Below are 13,613 nucleotides of genomic sequence, written 5' to 3'. Positions count from 1 at the left end.
GGAGTCCCAGGTTTCCGGACATGTGCGACCGCGTTCCTTGGAGCGTGACCGGTACGGCGACACAGTCGGACCATGACACAGACAGCACCGCCCGCCCGCCGCCGGTGGGGCCGCTTCGCCTGGCACTATGCCGAGATGGTCATCGCGATGTTCGCCGGGATGTTCGTCCTCGGCATGCTCTGGTCCGCCGCCGGGCTCGGCTTCTCCCACGACCGGCAGCCCGAGCTCGCCTACCTGCTGATGGCGTTCGACATGTCCGTCGGCATGGCCGTCTGGATGCGCTACCGGGGCCACGGCTGGGCTCCCACCCTGGAGATGTGCGCCGCCATGTTCGTCCCCGTCGTGCCGCTCTTCCCGCTGCTCTGGCTGGGCCTCATCGACGGCGGGGCGCTCATGACGATCGCCCACGTGGCGATGTTCCCGCTGATGCTGGCCGCCATGTTCCGGCGCCTCGACGAGTACGCGGGCTGCGCTGCCTGAACTGTCTGAGCTGCCTGAGCTTCCTGAGGCCGGCGACCGCTCGGGTCGTGTTTCCCGCGGGGGCGGGAACAGGTTCCGGGCGCCCTCCCGGATCGTGGGCGGTTCCACGCAGGTGTCCGGCCGGGCAGAACCTTCCCGTACGGAATCCCGGGCGGGGGCGAGCCCGGCGCGGGTTTCCCCGAGCGGTCCTTCCGATGGAAAAGGCACCTGGAAGGCTTGCATACTTGCGGGCATGGAAACACACGTCACCGACGCGGTCGTGGGAGAGCTGACGCTCACGCTGGATCGAGACGCCGGCATCGTGCGCGTCGAGGGCGATGCGATTCCCACGGTCGTCGTGCGCCGATCGGCCGACGTCGTCGCGCGGCGGCACATTCCCATCGGCACCCGGGGCCCCGAACACCTGACCATGACCGTCGACGGCACCGAGGTCGCGCTGCGTCCCGCGCCGGGCCGCGTCACGCGCCACTCCTACCGGGCCGAGGTGGAACACGAGGGAATCACCTACACCCTGGTTCCCACCTCCGAGGTGTCCAGTGGCTTCTTCCGCGGTGAGCACGGTCTCGGGGAGTTCACCACGCTCGCCGACGGCGAGGTCAGGGCCGAGTGGGTCGCCTCGCCGAGCCCGGAGGAGGCCGCCATCGGTTACGCGCTCGCCGCCTGCTTCGGCAGCGGAGCGGAGCACGCCCTGCTGGTGATCCTCGGCATCTTCTCCTGAACCGGCGCCGGTCAGGCCGCGGCCTCTCCGGCAGGCGCCGAGACGAGCCTCTCCGGCAAGCGTGCCAAGACGACGGAGGGACCCGCCAGGTGGACGCTCAGCCGGTGGCGTGTTCCCAGTAGGGGTCGCGGTAGAGCATGACCGAGGTGCCGCGGAGCAGCTCGTCGGGGGCGGAGATCAGCACGAGCTCGCCCTGTGCCTCCAGGCCGCGCAGGACGTCGCGGACACGCGGGCCGACCGGCAGGCGGCCCACCGGCAGGTGGAGGGTCTCGCGGACCAGGTCGGCCACCTCGGAGAGCCGGAACGGCCCGGTGAGACCGGCGATCAGCCCGCGGACGATCTCAACGGTGATCACGGACTCGGCCTCGAGGTGGGCGAGTTGCCAGCTCAGCTGAGCCTTGCGCCGGCCGGTTCCGGCGCAGGCGGTGCACGGCTGGGAGAAGCCCGGCACGATGTCCTCGACGGTGGCGCCCAGGCAGGTGGTGCACTGGTCGGTCTCCGACGCGTGCGACTCCGCCGCCGCCCGGTCGGCCGGCCGCCTGCCGCACGTGCACAGATAGACCCGGAAGCCGCCGCGCACCACGGCGAGGTCGTCGGCGTCGTCCGGTATCTCTTCCCACAGCGCGGTGATCGTGTGCTTTCTCATCGTCGTGCGACTCTACCCATTCCGGACTCCTGCCGGCTCGTCACCGCAGCATGACCGGGACCAGCCTCATCGGAGCGCTCCACAGCCACTCCTCGGTGATGTAGGTGGAGGTCAGCAGCGTCATCAGGCCCAGGGTGCGTTCGGTCGCGGTGGAGGGGTGGGCGCCGCAGTCGCCGAAGCGGCACATCCACAGCTCGACCATGCTGTCGTCGGAGAGCTGCTCGTGGACCGAGGGCCGCCCCGCGGGAATCCCGTCCCGCCAGATGTCGACCGACGGGCTGGTGGACGGGAACGCCCCGGCCAGCACCCCGCCGCCCGAGGTGACCGCCCTGCCGACCCCGTCGCGCACCGGCAGGATGCCGCCGGACTGGAAGAGCACCACCCCGCCCCCCGGCGGGCTGGCCACGCGCAGCACCTCCACCGGGGAGGACTGCTCGGCACCCCACAGCTCACCGGTCTCCATCGGCGGGCACGCCTCCGGCGCGGCGCCCAGGCGGCGGATGACCTCGTCCTCGGCCACCTCGCCGACGAAGGCCACGCACAGCTCCTCGCTGTAGTCCTCGTACGAGAACATCATCGCGTCGACGGTGTCCTGGAGCTCGCGGAACCGGGGGCTCACGCTGGGAGCCCCCGGCAGGTGGGCGAACAGGCCGGCCATCTCGGTGAAGAGGGCCTGGGCGCCGGGGGAGCGGCCCGCGATGCACGGCCGCCAGGGGTCGGCGCCCGCGGCGAGCAGGATCCGTACGGCGTCGTCCCAGCCGTGGCGAACGGCCTCCCACAGCGGGGTGGCGCCGTCGGTGTCGACGGGATCGACCTCCGCGCCCGAGGCGAGCAGCAGCTCGATCACCTGCGTGGCGCCCTCCTGGGCGGCCTGGTGCAGAGGGGTCGTGCGCAGCCACGGCAGCCGCCGGCCGGGGTCGAACCCGTTCGCCAGCCGTTGGCGGATCTGCGCCAGGTTGGTGTCGCGCCACGCGTCGACGTCCTCGGCCCACTCGTCTTCGCCCACTTTTATCCCATCTTGTCGTGCTGAGCGGATCCAACCAGGTCCGTACGACAGTTCTCGGTCAGGAACCGTCGCGAGAGGCGGTCGGCGGTGCGGGTGGTCTCGGGAAGGCGGTAGCGGGGCGTCAGGTTCAGCACGTTGTCGCAGGCGGTGTCGAGGTCGACGCGGTGCCCGGTGGAGACGAAGACGGGCTTGACCCCGTCCCTGGTGCGCAGCACGCGGCCGACGACGTCGCCGTCCAGCGTCAGGGCGGTCCACGCGCCCCGCTCGGGCGCGGGCTCGGGGTAGGTGCCGACGAAGGCGGTCTTGCCGACCCCGATCGTGGGCAGTCCGGTGAGCACGCCGAGGTGGCAGGCCAGGCCGAAGCGGCGCGGGTGCGCCAGGCCGTATCCGTCGCAGACGACCAGGTCGGGGGGCGCGGACAGGCGATCGAGGGCGTCCAGCAGCGCGGGGACCTCGCGGAAGGCGAGCAGTCCTGGGACGTAGTCGAAGGTCACCCTCCCGGCCACGGCGACCTCTTCGACGATCTCCAGCGTCGTCCCGTCCAGGACGGTCACCGCCGCGGCCAGCCGGTCCCTGTCGTAGGCGACGTCCACTCCGGCGATCCTGGAGGGGTGGCGCGGTCCGGGGCCGGTCAGGTCGAGCAGTGCTCTGAGCTCGTCCTGGATGGCCTCGGCCTCCGTGACAGTGTGCGGCATTTGTACCTTCATTACTCCATGATCGCTACTTTTATAGTATGACGTCATATTTCGGTACTGTTCATCGGATTCTTCGGTGGCCGGTGAAGTCGCTGCGGGGCGAGGAGCTCCGGCAGGCGCGCTTCGACGATCGGGGACTGGCCGGCGACCGGGCCTACGCGCTCGTCGACGAGCGGGAGAACCACGCGGGCAGGGCGCTGACCGTGCGGCGGCGGGCGGAGATGCTGCACTGGCGCGCCGCCTACGGTTCTCCCGGGAGCGGCTCCTCCGCAAGCGGCTCCCCGCGGAACGGTGACGCGCCGGCGCCGACACTGACCGGACCGGACGGCGCCACGTGGGACTGGGACGCCCCCGGTCTGGCGGACGCGCTGGCGGAGTCGCTGGGCACGCCGCTGAGCCTGCGCGCCGCCGACGGGCAGCAGGACCGGGGCCCGACCGTGCTGGTCACCTTCGAGGCGTCCCTGGCCGCCCTGGGCGAGGAACTCGGCAGGCCGGTGGACCTGCTCAGGTTCCGGCCCAACCTGCACCTCGAGACCGACGCGCCCGCGTTCGACGAGGAGAACTGGACGCCCGGCACCACGGTCACCGCGGGAGAGACGGAACTCACCGTCACCGGCGACCACGCGGGACCCTGCATCAGGTGCGTCGTGCCCAGCTGGGACCCCGAGGGACGCGAGCGCTGGCCCGAGCTGCAGAGGTGGCTGATCGGCGAGCACGGGAACAAGTTCGGCGTGATCATGCGGGTCACCCGCGCCGGCACCGCCCGCCTCGGAGACCGCGCCACCGCCACCCCCGGTCCCCGCTGATCCCCGCCGCCGTTGCGCCCGGCGCCGCGTCCCCCGTCTCCGGTCCGCCCGCCTCCGCCTCGCCCGCCCGGGGCCGTCCGGTACGGCGCACCCGGCCCTCGCCCGGCCGGATTGCCCGCCGGTCCGGCCGGAAACTAGGGTACGTGGGGAGAGGTGCGGGAAGCCGGGGAAAGGGTGAGACATGTCGGTGCTCGTGGCGTTCAGCGTGACCCCGATCGGAGCGGGGGAGGACGTCGGCGAGCTCGTCTCCGAGGCCGTGCGCGTCGTCCGCGCCTCCGGCCTGCCCAACCGGACCGACGCCATGTTCACCACAATCGAGGGCGAGACCTGGGACGAGGTCATGACCGTCGTCAGGGACGCCGTCGCGGCGGTCGAGGCCCGCGCCGGGCGGGTCAGCCTCGTCCTCAAGGCGGACATCCGCGAGGGGGCGGGCGGGCGCCTGGAGACCAAGGTCGCCACCGTCGAGCGGCATCTCGCCCCGTAGTGCCCCCCGCGTCTGCCCCCCGCGTCCCCGCGTGCCGTCTCCGGGCGGCCTGTCCCGCCCAGAGCGTAATGGGAACACCAAGGGAGCCGGGATCGTTCTGCAGGAACGGGCGATTCTCAGGAGCGTGAGCCGCATGGCGGGCAGCAGGTCGATCGGGCGTCTCCTCGCGGGCGGGCTGGCGCTGGCCGCCGCAGGGTGGGCGTTGAAGGACATCCCCTCGGAACTCGGGGGCGAGGCCAAGGGGGAGCGGCTGGAGCGGATGCGCCGCTCGCCGCGCTTCCATGACGGCGTCTTCCGCAACTCCGCGCCCGGCGGCTTCGTGCCCTCCCCGCAGAGCGCCCGGGAGATCGCCTGGAACATGTTCCGCAACCGCGAGGAGCGCCGCCCGGCCGCCGCGATCCCCGTGGTGACCTCACCGTCCGGCGGGCCGTCCCCGGCGGGGCTGAGCGTCATCTGGTACGGCCACGCCACCGCGTTGCTGGAGATCGAGGGCCGCCGCGTGCTCGTCGACCCGATATGGAGCAGGCGCGCCTCGCCCTCCCAGCTGGTCGGCCCCAGGCGCCTGCACCCGGTGCCGGGGCCGCTGGCGGGCCTCCCGCCGCTGGACGCGATCGTGATCTCGCACGACCACTACGACCACCTCGACCGCGCGACGGTCCGCGGGCTCACCGCGCTGCAGACCGCCCCGTTCCTGGTGCCGCTGGGCATCGGCGCCCACCTGGAGCGGTGGGGCGTTCCCGCCTCCCGGATCGTCGAGCTCGACTGGGACGAGGAGGCGACCGTCGCGGGCCTGCGGTTCGTCGCCACCGCCGCCCGTCACTTCTCCGGTCGCACCTTCAACCGGAACGTCACCCTGTGGGGCTCATGGGTGATCGCGGCCGGAGAGAAGAAGGTCTTCTACGCGGGCGACTCCGGATACTTCGACGGTTACGCGGGGATCGGCGCCGCGCACGGCCCGTTCGACCTCACGCTCATGCCGATCGGCGCCTACAACGCCGCCTGGCCCGACATCCACATGGACCCCGAGGAGGCGGTCAACGCCCATCTCGACCTGGGCGGCAGGCTGCTTCTCCCGGTCCACTGGGCGACCTTCGCCCTCGCCACCCACCCCTGGGCCGAGCCGGTCGACCGGCTGTGGCGCGAGGCCAAGGCCCGCGACGTCCGCATCGCCGTTCCCCGCCCGGGCGAGCGCGTCGACACCGTCGACGTGCCCATGCTGGAGAGCTGGTGGGAGACGCTGCCCGGCGGCGAGACGTCCCGCCGGCCCTGGCGGGCGCCGGCGCCGGTGCCCGCCTCCCCGCCCCTGGGCTCCGACCCCAGGCTCTGACGCCCCGGCCTCGGGTCCTGACGAACCTCGGGGCCCGGGGTCGGCGGGGGCGTGACGGCCGCGGCGCGGGATCTCAGGTCCCGGCGGACCTCGTCGACAGGCGGGTCCGGACGACGAGGTCGTGCACCGCGTCCGCCGACGGCGCGACGCCGGGGAGCCCGGAGGAGTCCTGGGCCTCCTCCAGCCTCCTGGTCAGCCGGGTGACGTCGCCGGCCAGACGCTCCGGCGCCGGTGCGCCCGCCGGCGGCGGGCCGTGCTCGGCGGAGCGCTTGGCGGCGATCAGGTCGCCGAGGTACGGCGGGCCGCCGGAGAGCCGGGTGAGGTCGGCCTCCAGCTCCCCGGTGCGCATCAGGTGGATGCCGGTGAGCAGCACGCGGAAGGTGTAGAGCAGGGGCTTGAGCTCGCCGGAGCGTTCGAACAGCCGCCACTGGGCGCGGGCGAAACCCAGGTAGTGGTGGGCGTGGTGGCGGGTGACGCAGCCGGGGGCGACGGCGACCATCTCCTGGTGGACCGGCGAGGTGGCCACCACCAGCGGAGAGAGCAACTGCTCCAGCACGTAGCCGTTGCGGCGCAGCAGCAGGCGGCAGAACTTGGCCAGGTCGTGGGTGACCAGGTCCACCTCGACGCCGTCGCGGACCCAGGACCGGGTGAGGGTCTCCTTGCCCGTCCGCAGGCCGACGACCTCCTCCAGCGGCAGCAGGTGCGCGCCGCGCAGGTCGACGTCGGAGTCGGCAGAGGGGAAGCCGTACAGGTGCGCCCCGCTGACCGTGGCGAAGGCGGCCGGGTGCGCCTGCCCGGCGGGAATCTCGGCCAGCCAGGAGGGCAGGGTGACGGTCACAGCGCCGCCTCCCTGGTGCGCGCCAGGTATTCCTCCACGCGCCGCCGATCGGGCTCGGCGGGCAGTACGTTCGCACCGCCGAACCTCGCCGCCAGCTCCGAGCGCCAGCGGTCGACCTCGTCCCAGGGGAGTTCTCCCCGTCGTACGGCGAGCAACCGGTCGCGGTGGGCGTCCATCCGGACCAGGGGCTCGCCGTGGCGGGCCAGGTGCAGGCCGCTGAGCAGCAGGCGGATCATGTGCATGGCCTGCTTCCATCTGGGGCGCGCGGGGTCCAGGCGGCGGAACTGGGCGTCGGCGTATCCGGCGAAGGTCCGATTGGCGCGTTCGGACACGAAGGCGTCCCGAAGGGCGAGCAGTTCCTCGCCCGCCGCGGTGGCGTGCTCGACGATCGGCGACCACAGGCACTCCAGGACCGTCGGGTTGGCCTCCAGCGCGAGACCGCAGAACCGCTCGACCTCCCACGAGAACTGCTCGGGCAGCGGCCCGTCGACGTGGGTGGGCGGTTTGGCCAGCCGCCAGAACAGCCGGGTCGGCGCCACGAAGACCCCGCGCCGGTCGACGTCGGATCCCTCGATCTCCAGCCCGTATGCCCGCGAGCCGACCACCACCGACAGTATCGAGTGATCCGGGACGTACCGTACCTCCATCCGCACAGCCTGCCAGGTCCGGGTCCGGTACGGGTACGGGTTTTCGCGCCGGGGCCGCTCCGTCCCGCTGTCAGGCGGCGAGGGTCGCGTGCATCTCCCAGACCAGGATCTCGGCGGGGTCGGTCGCGGTGACGCGCTGGCCGCCGGTGGCGGTGAAGCGGACGGCGTCGCCCTCGGCGAGGTGCCCGGCCCCCTCCAGGTCGACGGTGCCGCGGGGGACGAACAGGTGCAGGAACGGCGCCTCGGGAAGGTGCACGCTCTGGCCCGGCTGGAGCCTGGCCACGTGCAGCGCGGCGTACCTGTTGTTGATGCGGATGGCGCTGCGGCCCGCGTCCCTGGCCATGCCCGAGGCGACCGGGACCAGGGCGCCGCCGAGCAGCTCGGCGTCGATCTCCAGCTGCTCGTAACCGGGGGTGAGCCCGCCCTCGTCGGGCACCACCCACATCTGGACGAAGTGCACCGGATCAGTATGCTGCTCACCCTGAAGGCGCCATGAGTCGTTCTTCTCCGAATGGAGGATGCCCGTCCCCGCGCTCATCCGCTGGGCCAGTCCCGGATAGATCACCCCGGAGTGGCCCTCGGAGTCCTGGTGGACGAGGGAGCCGCGCAGCACCCAGGTGACGATCTCCATGTCCCGGTGGGGGTGGGTGTCGAAGCCGGTGCCGGGCTTGACGATGTCGTCGTTGTTGACGAGCAGCACGCCGTGGTGGGTGTTGCCCGGGTCCTGGTGGCGGCCGAAGGAGAAGGAGTGCTTCGAGTCCAGCCATTGGATCTTGGTGGCGGGTCGTTCGGCGGCCCTTCGGATGTCGACGGTCATGCCTGGTGGTCCTCTCGTCTCGGTTGTTGAAACTTAAACTAGAGAGCCGGGTGAAATGTTCCGCACATCCCCGGGTTGGGGAGATCTTGCTTACTGATCCGAATATGATGTGTGACGATTTATCACCACGCGGGCCGGAGCTGACCTCGCCTTGACGAGGAGCGGCCTATGCGATCTACCTGGGGGAACAGTGCTGGGCTTGCTTTCGCGTGCTCCGAGGTCGCTTCGACGATGAGCGCCCCCGCCGACGCCGCGAAAATCGCTCCCTACGACTACGAGAGGTTCAGCAGGCTCGCCGGGCCCGTGACCGAACCGGAACCCGGGGTGCCCTACCGCGTGAGCTACCGCTCCCTGCTGGCCACCGAGCCACACCGGGTGCGGGCGGTGCTGCTGATGGTCGCGGCGCTTCTCGTGGAGTTCACCCTCATGGTCTGGCTGCTGCTGCCCGAGCACTGGACCGTCCGGCCCGACCCCTACGGCACGATCCCGTGGTACCTGCCGGTGGCCGACCGGATCATGCTCGTCGCGATCGCCCTGATCGAGGTCTTCCGGCTGGTCAGCGTGGTCTCCAACGTGCACGCCATGCTGGCGGCCAGGGACCCGGTCCCGGTCGCGCCCGAGCCCGGCACCCGGGTGGCCTTCATCACCACCTGCGTACCCGGCAAGGAGCCGCTGGAGATGGTCAGGGAGACCCTGGCCGCCGCACTGAAGATCCGCCACGACGGCGTGCTCGACGTCTGGCTGCTGGACGAGGGCGACGACCCCGACATCCACGAGCTCTGCGACTGGCTGGGCGCCCACCACTTCACCCGCAAGGGCGTGCCCGAGTGGAACCAGCCCAAGGGCGCCTTCCGGGCCAAGACCAAGCACGGCAACTACAACAGCTGGCTGGACGCGCACGGCGACGACTACGACTTCTTCGTCTCGGTCGACACCGACCACGTGCCGCTCCCGGAGTTCTGCGAGCGCATGCTCGGCTACTTCCGCGACCCGCGGGTGGCCTTCGTCGTCGGCCCCCAGGTCTACGGCAACTACGACGCCGGGGTCACCAAGGCCGCCGAGAGCCAGCAGTTCCTGTTCCACTCGCTGATCCAGCGCGCGGGCAACCTGTACGGCGCGCCGATGTTCGTCGGCACCAACAACGCCGTACGCATCCGCGCGCTCAAGCAGATCGGCGGCCTGTACGACTCGATCACCGAGGACATGGCCACCGGCATCGAGTTCCACCGCTCCCGCGACCCGGAGACCGGGCAGCGCTGGATGTCGGTCTACACCCCCGACGTGCTGGCCGTGGGGGAGGGGCCGTCGTCGTGGACCGACTTCTTCACCCAGCAGCTGCGCTGGAGCCGGGGCACCTACGAGACGCTGCTCACCCAGTTCTGGAGGGCCGCGCCGAAGCTCTCGCCGGGACGGTTCTTCAACTACACCCTGATGGTGACCTTCTACCCGATGTCCGCGCTCAACTGGCTGCTGGCCGGGCTCAGCGCCACCCTGTTCATGGCCGTCGGGGGCTCCGGCGTGACCGTGCCGATGGACGTGTGGCTCATGCTGTACGGCGACGCGGCGCTGCTGCAGGTCATGCTCTACACCTGGAACCGGCGGCACAACGTCAGCCCGCACGAGCCGGAGGGCTCCTCGGGGGTGGCCGGGATGGTCATGTCGGCGCTCTCGGCGCCCATCTACGTCACCTCGCTGATCGGCGCCGCGCTGCGCAGGCCCAGCAAGTTCGTGGTCACCCCCAAGGGCGACTCGGCCAGCCCCGACCAGGTCGCCACGTTCCGCATCCACCTGTGGTGGGCGGCGATCTTCGGCGGCGGCCTGCTGCTGACCATCTTCTGGACCGGCCACATCCACCTGGTCATGACCCTGTGGGGGATCCTCGCCCTGGTCATCTGCCTGGGACCGCTCACCACCTGGGCCTGGAACCTCCGGGCGCTCAAGGCGGCCCCGCGGGCGGTCGGTGACGGTTCGTGAGCCGCCTGCGCAAGCACCTGGTCGGGGCGGCGGTGGTGACCGCCGTCCTCGCGATCAACCTGCCCGCCGTCGCGGGCTTCGCCACCGAGAAGTGGCACGACTACAGCATCAACCGCGACGACTACAAGGCCACCCACGGCCACTGGACCTTCCTCGACGTCCCGGAGAAGTTCAAGGTCAACGCCATCCACGCCGCGCTGCTGCACACCGGCAAGGTGCTCATCGTCGCCGGTTCCGGCAACAACGCCGCCAACTTCGACAAGGGCACCTTCAAGACCGTGCTGTGGGACCCGGCGAAGCCGGGCAGGCCGGACGAGTTCAAGATGGTCGACACGCCCGTCGACTTCTTCTGCGCCGGGCACTCGGTGCTGCCCGACGGCAAGCTCCTCATCGCGGGCGGGACGGGCCGCTTCGAGGTGCTGAAGGCCAAGGTCAAGCGGGCCGCGGGCGCCCTCACCATCAAGAACGAGGATCCTGACGCCAAGCCCAGGGAGTTTCACCCCGGCACGCTGCTGACCGCTCCCAGCGGGCAGGTCTACCGCACCCTCGCCCATGTCAGCGTGCCGCCCGCGCGGAAGGTCGAGACCGGCGTGCCGGGGAAGGTGCGGATCCGGCCCAGCCAGACCAAGGTCTTCGCCGAGGCCGTCACCGAGGGCGCGGCGGGCCTGCTCACCGCGCCGGCCGGCTCCGTCAAGTACGAGATCCAGGGACTCAGGGGCCGGGAGAAGCGCGACCTGTACGCCATGGGCGGCAGCATGACGCTGGACAAGCAGGACTTCCAGGGCATCAGGGACGCCTACGAGTTCGATCCCGTCACCGAGCGCTACATCAAGGTCCAGGAGATGGCCGAGGGGCGCTGGTACCCGACCATGACGAACCTGCCGGACGGCAGGGTGATGACCGTCTCGGGGCTCGACGTCGTGGGGCAGATCACCAGGGACAACGAGATCTACAACCCTGAGACCAAGACCTGGCGGCCGGGACCCAAGCGGTTCTTCCCCACCTACCCCGCGCTGTTCCTGCTGGAGGACGACACCCTCTTCTTCTCCGGCATGAGCGCCGGGTACGGCCCCGGCCAGCTCGCGCTGCGTCCCCCCGGCATCTGGGACTACCGCCGCGACACCGACCGGCCGGTGAAGACCCCGGGCGGCGTCGGCGGCGTGGCACCCGACGAGATGGAGGCGTTCACCCCCGTACCCGGGCTGCCCGAGCCGGAGCTGAACGAGACCGGCGCCTCCGTGCTGCTGCCGCCCGCGCAGGACCAGCGGGTCATGGTGATGGGCGGAGGACCGGTCGGGGAACGCCAGCCGGGCCTGCCCAACGCCACCGCCAGGACCGCCATCGTCGACCTCACCGAGGCCAGCCCGCGCTACGTCAGGGGCCCCGACCTGTCCGACCCGGTGCGCTACCCGAACGCCGTGCTGCTGCCCGACGACACCGTGTTCTCCTTCAACGGCTCCAGCGACTACCGGGGGCGCGGCGCCAGCGACGTCCTGCGGGCGGAGGTCTACCGCCCGGAGAGCAACAGCTTCCACGAGGCCGCGGCGCCCGCCGTCGGCCGCAACTACCACGCCGAGGGTCTCCTGCTGCCCGACGGCCGGGTGCTCGGCATGGGCTCCGACCCGCTCTTCGGCGACAAGGCGGGCTCGCTCCCGGGCACCTTCGACCAGCGCATCGAGATCTACACGCCGACGTACCTGCACAACGGCGAGAAGGCGCCGGTGTTCACCGGCGGGCGCGAGAGCGTGTTCCTGGGCCGCAGGGCCGGGTTCCAGACCCCCGACGCCGCACGCATCCACCAGGTGCGGCTGATGCGCCCGAGCGCCGTCACCCACGTCACCGACGTGGAGCAGCGCTCGATCAGGCTGGACTTCACCCGGGTGAAGACCGGGATCATCGCCGAGATCCCCTCCAATCCGGCCCTGGTGCCCCCGGGGTGGTACATGCTGTTCGGGGTCACCGCGCGGGGAACACCGTCCCCGGCCCGCTGGGTCCACGTCCGGGGAGAGGCGGACACGTCTCCCTCGGCCTCCCGCGGCGTACGCCGTCCTTCCACCTACACCCCCACCCCCAGCCCTCCCATTTCCGCTCCCCAGGGCCAGGCCCGGGGTCCCCACGCCGGAGGTACTCGATGAACAGGTACGGCCTCGCAGCCGCGCTGGCTCTCACTCTCGCGACGGCGGCCTGCACCGGTGACCCCGCGCCGCCCGCCGGCCCGGGGAGCGCCGCCCCGGGGAGCAGCGCCCCGGGGAGCGCCGCCTCCAAGGACGCGAGCGGTTTCTACGTCGACCCCGACGGCGCCGCCGCCCAGGAGGTCCGCAAGCTCGAGGGGGAGGGCAGGACCGAGGAGGCCGGGCTGATCCGCAGGATCGCCGACCGGCCCAACGCGATCTGGATCGGCGACCAGGACCCGAGGGACAGGGTCGCCGACATCACCACCAGGGCCCAGCGGGCGGGCCGGATCCCGGTCCTGGTGGCGTACCACATCCCCAACCGCGACTGCGGGCAGTTCTCCGCGGGCGGCGCCGCCGGCGCGGAGGAGTACCGCTCCTGGATCGGCCGGTTCGCCGAGGGCATCGGCGACCGGCCCGCCCTGGTCGTCGTCGAGCCCGACGCGCTCGCCCACATCCTGGACAACTGCACCCAGGGCGGCCAGGCCGGCGAGCGCCTCGACCTGCTCCGCGGCGCGGTGGAGACGCTGAAGAAGCAGCCCGCCGCCAAGGTCTACGTCGACGCGGGGAACGCCGGCTGGATCAAGGACCCGGGAGAGTGGGCCGAGCCCATGCGCAGGGCCGGGGTGCCCCAGGCCGACGGCTTCGCCTTCAACGTCAGCAACTTCTTCACCGTCGAGGAGAGCGTCGCCGTCGCCGAACGGCTCTCGGACGGGGTCGACGGGGCCCACTACGTCATCGACACCTCCCGCAACGGCAACGGCCCCGTCCGCGACGCGCAGGGCGACGACGCCTGGTGCAACCCCAAGGGCCGCGCGCTCGGCGTGGAGCCGACCACCGAGACCGGCCACCAGCGGGTCGACGCCTTCCTGTGGATCAAGCGGCCCGGCGAGTCGGACGGCGAATGCCACCGGGGAGAGCCCCGCGCCGGCGACTGGTTCCCCGAATACGCGCTGGAACTCGCGCGTAACGCGAGATAGCCGCTTATTCGTTATATCTTCGAT

The 13,613-nt window shown here is 71.6% G+C and carries 14 protein-coding genes; 8 read left to right on the top strand and 6 right to left on the bottom strand.

Annotated features, from left to right (window positions below; genetic code table 11):
- The first annotated feature begins 72 nt into the window (after window positions 1-72).
- Both AB0G15_RS22985 and AB0G15_RS22980 read left to right on the top strand, forming a co-directional pair.
- Complete coding sequence (locus tag AB0G15_RS22985) at window positions 73-480, top strand: hypothetical protein (protein ID WP_362843088.1); 408 nt, start codon at window positions 73-75, stop codon at window positions 478-480.
- 232 nt (window positions 481-712) lie between these two features.
- Window positions 713-1,198 (top strand): hypothetical protein, encoded by a 486-nt coding sequence (locus AB0G15_RS22980; RefSeq protein WP_362843085.1) that lies wholly within the window; start codon window positions 713-715, stop codon window positions 1,196-1,198.
- Window positions 1,199-1,295: 97 nt separating this feature from the next.
- Here AB0G15_RS22980 and AB0G15_RS22975 read toward each other — a convergent pair whose 3' ends face one another.
- Genes AB0G15_RS22975 through AB0G15_RS22965 form a run of 3 tightly spaced genes read right to left on the bottom strand, consistent with a single transcriptional unit; the run spans window position 1,296 to window position 3,557 of the window.
- Window positions 1,296-1,844 carry a hypothetical protein gene (locus tag AB0G15_RS22975; protein WP_362843083.1) on the bottom strand — a complete coding sequence of 183 codons (549 nt, stop codon included), beginning with the start codon at window positions 1,842-1,844 and terminating at the stop codon, window positions 1,296-1,298.
- Window positions 1,845-1,884: 40 nt separating this feature from the next.
- Complete coding sequence (locus tag AB0G15_RS22970; protein ID WP_362843080.1) at window positions 1,885-2,850, bottom strand: ankyrin repeat domain-containing protein; 966 nt, start codon at window positions 2,848-2,850, stop codon at window positions 1,885-1,887.
- Between the two features lie 2 nt (window positions 2,851-2,852).
- The gene (locus AB0G15_RS22965) at window positions 2,853-3,557 is read right to left on the bottom strand and encodes an endonuclease V (RefSeq protein WP_362843077.1); all 705 of its coding nucleotides are present in this window, start codon (window positions 3,555-3,557) and stop codon (window positions 2,853-2,855) included.
- A gap of 26 nt (window positions 3,558-3,583) precedes the next feature.
- On the opposite strand from AB0G15_RS22965, the gene AB0G15_RS22960 reads away from it, so the two are divergent.
- The 3 genes from AB0G15_RS22960 to AB0G15_RS22950 all read left to right on the top strand — a co-directional run bounded on the left by AB0G15_RS22960 (window position 3,584) and on the right by AB0G15_RS22950 (window position 6,162).
- Window positions 3,584-4,351 (top strand): MOSC N-terminal beta barrel domain-containing protein, encoded by a 768-nt coding sequence (locus tag AB0G15_RS22960; protein WP_362843075.1) that lies wholly within the window; start codon window positions 3,584-3,586, stop codon window positions 4,349-4,351.
- A 187-nt stretch (window positions 4,352-4,538) separates the two neighbouring features.
- On the top strand, window positions 4,539-4,835 hold the full coding sequence (locus AB0G15_RS22955) for a thiamine-binding protein (protein WP_362843181.1): 297 nt from the start codon (window positions 4,539-4,541) through the stop codon (window positions 4,833-4,835).
- Between the two features lie 133 nt (window positions 4,836-4,968).
- On the top strand, window positions 4,969-6,162 hold the full coding sequence (locus tag AB0G15_RS22950) for an MBL fold metallo-hydrolase (RefSeq protein ID WP_362843178.1): 1,194 nt from the start codon (window positions 4,969-4,971) through the stop codon (window positions 6,160-6,162).
- A gap of 73 nt (window positions 6,163-6,235) precedes the next feature.
- Here the strand turns inward: AB0G15_RS22950 and AB0G15_RS22945 are convergent, their stop codons facing one another.
- The 3 genes from AB0G15_RS22945 to AB0G15_RS22935 all read right to left on the bottom strand — a co-directional run bounded on the left by AB0G15_RS22945 (window position 6,236) and on the right by AB0G15_RS22935 (window position 8,464).
- Window positions 6,236-7,000 carry a nucleotidyltransferase domain-containing protein gene (locus AB0G15_RS22945; RefSeq protein WP_362843072.1) on the bottom strand — a complete coding sequence of 255 codons (765 nt, stop codon included), beginning with the start codon at window positions 6,998-7,000 and terminating at the stop codon, window positions 6,236-6,238.
- Complete coding sequence (locus AB0G15_RS22940) at window positions 6,997-7,647, bottom strand: nucleotidyltransferase domain-containing protein (protein ID WP_362843069.1); 651 nt, start codon at window positions 7,645-7,647, stop codon at window positions 6,997-6,999. The genes AB0G15_RS22945 and AB0G15_RS22940 overlap by 4 nt, the downstream gene beginning before the upstream one ends.
- 70 nt (window positions 7,648-7,717) lie before the next feature.
- Window positions 7,718-8,464 (bottom strand): pirin family protein, encoded by a 747-nt coding sequence (locus AB0G15_RS22935; protein WP_362843067.1) that lies wholly within the window; start codon window positions 8,462-8,464, stop codon window positions 7,718-7,720.
- A 231-nt stretch (window positions 8,465-8,695) separates the two neighbouring features.
- Between AB0G15_RS22935 and AB0G15_RS22930 the strand changes: the two genes are divergently transcribed.
- The 3 genes from AB0G15_RS22930 to AB0G15_RS22920 are packed head-to-tail and all read left to right on the top strand — an operon-like array spanning window position 8,696 to window position 13,589.
- Window positions 8,696-10,438 carry a cellulose synthase catalytic subunit gene (locus AB0G15_RS22930; protein WP_362843064.1) on the top strand — a complete coding sequence of 581 codons (1,743 nt, stop codon included), beginning with the start codon at window positions 8,696-8,698 and terminating at the stop codon, window positions 10,436-10,438.
- Window positions 10,435-12,573, top strand: a complete 2,139-nt coding sequence (locus tag AB0G15_RS22925) for a galactose oxidase-like domain-containing protein (RefSeq protein ID WP_362843062.1) — start codon at window positions 10,435-10,437, stop codon at window positions 12,571-12,573. The genes AB0G15_RS22930 and AB0G15_RS22925 overlap by 4 nt, the downstream gene beginning before the upstream one ends.
- Complete coding sequence (locus AB0G15_RS22920; RefSeq protein ID WP_362843059.1) at window positions 12,570-13,589, top strand: glycoside hydrolase family 6 protein; 1,020 nt, start codon at window positions 12,570-12,572, stop codon at window positions 13,587-13,589. Before AB0G15_RS22925 ends, AB0G15_RS22920 begins: the two co-directional genes overlap by 4 nt.
- Window positions 13,590-13,613: the final 24 nt, after the last annotated feature.

The organism is Streptosporangium sp. NPDC023825 (assembly GCF_040639575.1).
Lineage (GTDB): Bacteria > Actinomycetota > Actinomycetes > Streptosporangiales > Streptosporangiaceae > Streptosporangium.
The sequence above is the reverse complement of the archived record's forward strand: the minus strand, read 5'-3'. Positions and strand labels throughout refer to the sequence as shown.